Raw genomic sequence first — 5,543 nt, 5'->3', positions numbered from 1 at the left:
CAACCTTTACGTGAAATCAACTATACCTCGGGCAAGGTCCCGGTTCTGTCGAGCGAAGCGCTCGATGCCCTGATGGACATGCCCCGGCTCAAGGCCCGGTTCTGGCGGAGATGGATGGAATGGTCGGCCACACACTGAAGCGCGGCGGCGCAGCGCTGGCGGCAATCGTGCTGGTAAGCGCGGGCTTCCATGCCCCGGCGGCCGCGCAGGCAGGCGATCTGGTGGCGCGCTGGAATGGCGCGACCCCCGAAGAGCGTGCGCTGAGCGCGGTGCTTTCCTCCGACGAGCGCAACACTTATCGCCAGATCTTCGCCGCGATCGATGCCGAACAATGGCCGCAGGTCGAAAGCCTTGTCGCCCAGCTCCCCGGCGGCGTGCTGACCCAGGCCGCGCTCGCCGAGTATTACACCCATGCCAAGAGCCCCAAGGTCTCGGCCGAGCAGATCGCGCGGTGGTTTGCCGCAGGCACCGATCTGCCCCAGGCCGAACAGCTCGCCAAGATGGGCGCCAAGCGCGGGTTGACCGCGCTCCCCATTCTGCCCGCAGGCCAAGGCTTCGCACGCCAGCCCTATGCCCCCAAGCGCATCCTGCCGCGTCCGGTGAGCGATGGCACCATGCCCGCCGCGAGCGCGAGCGCGATCCTCGCCGCGATCAAGGCCGACAACCCCGCCGAAGCGCAAGCCCTGCTCGCCGAGATCGATCCGCTGCTGTCCAGCGATGCGCGCGCCGAATGGCGCCAGCGCGTGGCGTGGAGCTACTATATCGAGAACCAGGACAGTGCCGCGCTCGAAGTCGCGCGCACCGTGGTCGAAGGCAGCGGCGAGTGGGTTCCCGAAGGCGCATGGGTAGAGGGCCTTGCGGCCTGGCGCATGGGCTATTGCCAGCTGGCGGGCGAGGCATTCGCGCGCGTGTCGGAGCGCGCCTCCAATGTCGAACTCGCTGCGGCCGGGCATTATTGGGCGGCCCGCGCGGCGGTGCGGTGCCGCGAGCCCGAGCAGGCGCAAGCGCACCTCAGCGCGGCCGCGCAGATGGACGAGACGCTTTACGGGATGCTCGCCGCCGATCAGCTCGGGGTCGAACTGCCCCAGCACGCCGCGCCTGCGCCGCTCAGCCGCGAGGACTGGAGCCAGCTCCAGCAGCGCCCCAATGTCCGCGTTGCTGCCGCGCTGATCGAGATCGGCCGCCCTGCGCTCGCCGATGAAGTGCTGCGCTACGAGGCGAAGATCGGCCCCGCCTATCAGTATGGTGCGCTCGCCCGGCTGGCGCGCGAGCTTGGCTTGCCCTCGACCCAGTTGTTTATGGCGCACAACGCGCCTTATGGTGCCAGCAGCGATCCCGCCTTGCGCTTCCCGGTCGCCTATTGGCAGCCCGTGGGCGGCTGGCAGGTCGATCCGGCTCTGGCCTTTGCCCATGCCTTGCAGGAATCGAATTTTCGCGCGGCTGCGGTCAGCCCCGCCAATGCGCGCGGGTTGATGCAGATCATGCCGGGGACGGCGCGCGACCATTCGGGCCGTCTCAGCCTCGGGGCCTCCTACGAGGACCTGAACGATCCGCAGGTCAATCTCGCCTATGGCCAGCGACATCTTGAAATGCTGCGCGATTCGCCGGCGACCGGCGGCGTGCTCCCCAAGATCATGGCCGCCTACAACGCCGGGCTTACCCCGGTTGCGCGCTGGAATTCCGAGATCAACGATCAGGGCGATCCGCTGCTGTGGATGGAATCGATCCCCTATTGGGAAACGCGCGGCTATGTCGCGATCGTGATGCGCAATTACTGGATGTACGAGCGTGCCGCCGGCGTGCAGTCGTCCAGTCGGCGCGCGCTGGCGCAAGGGCGCTGGCCGGAGTTCCCGCAGGCTGCTACCATCCGTTCCGCAAGCCGGGAGCGGTAGAGGAGCAAGAGGCGCGTGGCGATTGACGAAACCAAGCTTTTCAAGCCGATAAATATCGCTGTTCTCACTGTTTCTGACACGCGCACGCCCGAAACCGATACCTCGGGCGATATCCTCGCGGGCCGCGTGATCGGCGCCGGGCACCATCTCGCAGCCCGGATGATCGTCAAGGACGATGCCGCTCTTCTCGCCGCGCAGTTCGAGGCATGGATCGACGATCCCGCGGTCGATGCCGTGGTCTCCACCGGCGGCACCGGCCTCACCGGCCGTGACGTGACCCCCGAGGCGCTCAGCCTGATCGAGGGCGCACGCGAGATCCCCGGCTTTGGCGAATTGTTCCGCTGGCTCAGTTTCAAGACCATCGGCACCAGCACTGTCCAGTCGCGCGCGATGGCGGTGGTGGCGCGCGGGACCTACATCTTCGCCCTCCCCGGATCGAACGGGGCGGTCAAGGACGGGTGGGACGGCATCCTCGCCGAGCAATTGGACAGCCGCAACCGGCCCTGTAATTTCGTGGAACTCATGCCGAGGCTGAGGGAGGTTTGAACGCGGGTTGTTGTGCAGTCATCGCCGGGTCGTTGCCAGTTGGTGCGCCGGTAGAAACAGAGCAGCCACAGTGATCGCAGGACTTGGCAAACGCGTCTTTGTTCCGTAAATGTTCCACGTGAAACATTTTCCGGTCAAAGGGCGCGGGGCGCAATCGGGGCAGGTCCCCACCCGCTTCGGGCTGGCGGAGCGCGAGGTCGATGGTGACTGGCGTGATTACGTCGAATCGCTCGAAGGCCCGCCGGTCCGCTTGCGCACCACGGTGACCGAGGAGCGGCCGAAGTCGATCCTCACCTTCAACCAGTCGCCCGACGTCCCGTTTGACCGCTCGATCAACGCCTATCGCGGGTGCGAGAATGCCTACACGGTTGCGCATTGCTCCCTGCGACTGCATACGCGGGGAGGAAACAGCTCAACGAGGGCCACATGGACGCTCTGCTCTACATACGCTTTTCGACCAAAGACCAGGACAAGGGCGACAGCATAAGGCGTCAGACGCAGCTAGCGCAGGACGTTGCCAAGGCGCGAGGACTGCGCATAACCGAAACGCTGCTGGACAGGGGCAAGTCCGCTTACCACGCGAAGAACCGCGCAAAGGGTGGCAAGCTGTATGAAATCGAGGAGCGGGCGCAGCGCGGCGAACTGGCGGGCAAGGTCCTGCTGGTCGAGGCAATGGACCGACTGTCCAGAGAGAAGCCCCTAGAGAGTCTGACCCTCGTTCGGGACCTGACCAAATGCGGGGTGACGATCTGCGTTACCAGCAGCAACCGCATCTACAACACCAAAGAGATTGACGACAACTGGACCAACCTCATCGTCATTCTCGCAGGCGCAGCTGAAGCCTATGGCTCCAGCCATGAGAAGTCCAAGCGGGTCCGCAGCGCATGGAGGAAAACTCAAGCCACTGGTCAGATGAAGGACAGCAAGGGCGCAGACCAACGCCTTTGCCCTGACTGGATTGAGGTGCGGAATGGTGAGTATGCGGTGAGGGAAGACCGCGCAGACCTCGTCCGCAGGATGTTTGACATGTCAGCCAAGGGCTATGGGCTCAGGGCTATCAGTGACGCCCTAAAGCCGGAACAGGCCCGCATTGGCTGGCCAGAGGGCGCTCTAGACATACGGCGGGTGAATAACCTGCTGCGCGGGCGACGAGTGCTAGGTGAATACCAACCTCAGACGCGGACGCCAACTGGTGGTCGCGAGGACGCAGGCCCTCCCGTCAAGCTTTACCCTGCCATCGTTACCCTAAAGCAGTGGCACGATTCTCAGAAGGGGTTGGAGAGCCGAAAGAACACAGGTGGCCCTCGGCGTCAAGCCATCAACGTCCTGTCCCACTTGGCGCGCTGCCACCACCATGGTGAGGATGGCTTGTGCGGTAGCAGGATGACCTATCGCGGCCACAAGAAGCAGCAACCGCAACTGGTGTGCCAGAGCTTTGCCCGTGCTGCTGGTTGCAAGTGCAACGCCACCTACCGATACCAAAGCCTGCTCGATGGCATCTTGGATGAGTTGGGCACCCTGCCCTTTCCCAACACTGCGCAAGGTGAACCCGCCGATGATTTGGGCGAGGAGTGGTTGGAGTTGAAGCGGAAGAAGGACCGCCTGGAACAACTAGCGGACCGTCTGATGTTGGAAGATGATCCCATCAAGGAACAAGCCTACCAACGCTTCCGGCGTCAGGTAGCTGATGAAGAGGGCGAACTGCTCAAGCGCAGAGCTGGGTCTGAGAGGGCCTCTGTTACCCTGTCGGGCGAGGAGTTGGCCAAGGCTGCAAGAGCCCTCCGCGACCAACTGGAAAGCAGTCCTGAGGCCCGCCTACAGATGCAGACCTATTTGGACCAGCTGATCGACATGATCGTCATGGACCCACGGGATAGAACAGCCACGGTGGTGATGTTTGGCGGATGGATGAACTTCAAGTTGGACAAGACTGGTGCTGTAATTGCCCGAGCGGGGCTGGATATTCCTGTCAGCCAGCAGACGCTAGAGGCCAACGTGGGCAAGGATCGTGTTGCGCAGTATAACAGGGCCAAGGGTGGGCGCTAGCACCAAGCGCCAGAAATCATTTGACTTTTTGAATGCTGACTACATCGCGTAGAGTCGTCAGACGAAAGGAGAATGAAATGTCGAATACAGTTGAACGCCCTACCGGCGATAATATCATTGTGGTGGGTTGGCTCTGCCTCGTTGGTAGTGGCTTGGCAGGTGGACTTGGTATGCTGCAAGCCAAGGCCGCACAAAACGACTTGAGCCTCGCCTCAGAAGTCACCAGCTACTATGCGGAAAAGGCCCAAGAGGGTCTTGCCCAAGCTGCGCTGGCCAGCACCGCTTCATGGACGCTGTTCTATATGTTCATCGCGTTCATCTGCACCGGATACATCGTCCGCGCACTCAGCTTCCTTCCTGGGAAGGAGGAGGGTCAATGAGGGTCTTTATCGGACTTGCCCTGCTAGCTGCACCAGCTGCGCTCATGGCCCAAACTGTCACCAAATGCAGGACCGACGCTGCTGGCAATCTGATTTGCGAAAGCCAGCGACAGCAGCAAACCGGCGTCCAGCCCGATTGGACCCTTGCGCAGCCACGCTCTGTGGCTCCTGTTACGCCCTACGTCTTTTCGGCCGAAGCTGATGCAGCTGATCGGGCAAACAGGCGACGCAAGCACGCCTTCAAGCTGATCGTGAAGGGACAGTGCCAGGAGGCCGAGGACTATGCGCTGCGCAAAGCAGACATGGTGCTGTTGGACGAGGTTCGCGTTATCCGAGCCGACCGAGGCTGCTAGCAGCTAGGACGCCCACAGAGCGTCAATGAGGGCCAGATACAGGAAAGGGCGCTAGCTGCTAGCGCCCTTTCTCTTGACCCTTACAGGGGCTCTCAGATGCGCGGAATCTCCATCGTGACGCCGTCGATCTCAATTTCGAAGTGGTCGTCGAAACGCTTGTAGAACACAGGGGTCTCACCAAACTTAATGCAGCCCTCTTCGCTGTTCCAGTGAACGGGGTCGCTGTCCGCATACTGCTGGAACTGGTCTGCAACAAATTCAAGATCGAGAAACTGCATGTCATCTACTCCGCTTAGTTGGTAAGCGAACTAACGACATCACCTGAT

At 62.2% G+C, this 5,543-nt stretch carries 6 protein-coding genes and 1 pseudogene; 6 read left to right on the top strand and 1 reads right to left on the bottom strand.

Annotation, left to right across the window (positions count from 1 at the left end; all coding sequences use genetic code 11):
• Window positions 1–119 precede the first annotated feature (119 nt).
• The 6 genes and pseudogenes from C0456_RS19405 to C0456_RS19380 all read left to right on the top strand — a co-directional run bounded on the left by C0456_RS19405 (window position 120) and on the right by C0456_RS19380 (window position 5,217).
• Complete coding sequence (locus tag C0456_RS19405; protein ID WP_291055906.1) at window positions 120–1,892, top strand: lytic transglycosylase domain-containing protein; 1,773 nt, start codon at window positions 120–122, stop codon at window positions 1,890–1,892.
• A gap of 15 nt (window positions 1,893–1,907) precedes the next feature.
• Complete coding sequence (moaB, locus tag C0456_RS19400) at window positions 1,908–2,438, top strand: molybdenum cofactor biosynthesis protein B (protein WP_367179319.1); 531 nt, start codon at window positions 1,908–1,910, stop codon at window positions 2,436–2,438.
• A 109-nt stretch (window positions 2,439–2,547) separates the two neighbouring features.
• A pseudogene (locus C0456_RS19395) lies at window positions 2,548–2,796 on the top strand (radical SAM protein); the annotation flags it as partial.
• Between the two features lie 68 nt (window positions 2,797–2,864).
• Window positions 2,865–4,484: a recombinase family protein gene (locus tag C0456_RS19390; RefSeq protein WP_291055900.1), complete on the top strand. Its 1,620-nt coding sequence runs from the start codon at window positions 2,865–2,867 to the stop codon at window positions 4,482–4,484.
• A gap of 77 nt (window positions 4,485–4,561) precedes the next feature.
• Window positions 4,562–4,864, top strand: coding sequence for a hypothetical protein (locus C0456_RS19385; RefSeq protein WP_291055897.1), 303 nt, complete (start codon window positions 4,562–4,564; stop codon window positions 4,862–4,864).
• Complete coding sequence (locus C0456_RS19380) at window positions 4,861–5,217, top strand: hypothetical protein (protein ID WP_291055894.1); 357 nt, start codon at window positions 4,861–4,863, stop codon at window positions 5,215–5,217. Before C0456_RS19385 ends, C0456_RS19380 begins: the two co-directional genes overlap by 4 nt.
• A 92-nt stretch (window positions 5,218–5,309) precedes the next feature.
• On the opposite strand, the gene C0456_RS19375 is transcribed toward C0456_RS19380, so the two are convergent.
• The gene (locus C0456_RS19375) at window positions 5,310–5,495 is read right to left on the bottom strand and encodes a hypothetical protein (protein WP_291055890.1); all 186 of its coding nucleotides are present in this window, start codon (window positions 5,493–5,495) and stop codon (window positions 5,310–5,312) included.
• Window positions 5,496–5,543 lie beyond the last annotated feature (48 nt).

The sequence above is a fragment of the Hyphomonas sp. genome (genome assembly GCF_013823385.1).
GTDB lineage: Bacteria > Pseudomonadota > Alphaproteobacteria > Caulobacterales > Hyphomonadaceae > Hyphomonas.
Note: the sequence above shows the minus strand (reverse complement) of the source record. Positions and strands in the feature narration are given on the sequence as shown.

Excerpts from the sequence above, each read along its gene's own strand:
- C0456_RS19405 (WP_291055906.1), top strand. The coding sequence starts at position 120 with ATGGTCGGCCACACACTGAAGCGCGGCGGCGCAGCGCTGGCGGCAATC.
- C0456_RS19390 (WP_291055900.1), top strand. The coding sequence starts at position 2,865 with ATGGACGCTCTGCTCTACATACGCTTTTCGACCAAAGACCAGGACAAG.
- C0456_RS19385 (WP_291055897.1), top strand. The coding sequence starts at position 4,562 with ATGTCGAATACAGTTGAACGCCCTACCGGCGATAATATCATTGTGGTG.
- C0456_RS19380 (WP_291055894.1), top strand. The coding sequence starts at position 4,861 with ATGAGGGTCTTTATCGGACTTGCCCTGCTAGCTGCACCAGCTGCGCTC.
- C0456_RS19375 (WP_291055890.1), bottom strand. The coding sequence starts at position 5,495 with ATGCAGTTTCTCGATCTTGAATTTGTTGCAGACCAGTTCCAGCAGTAT.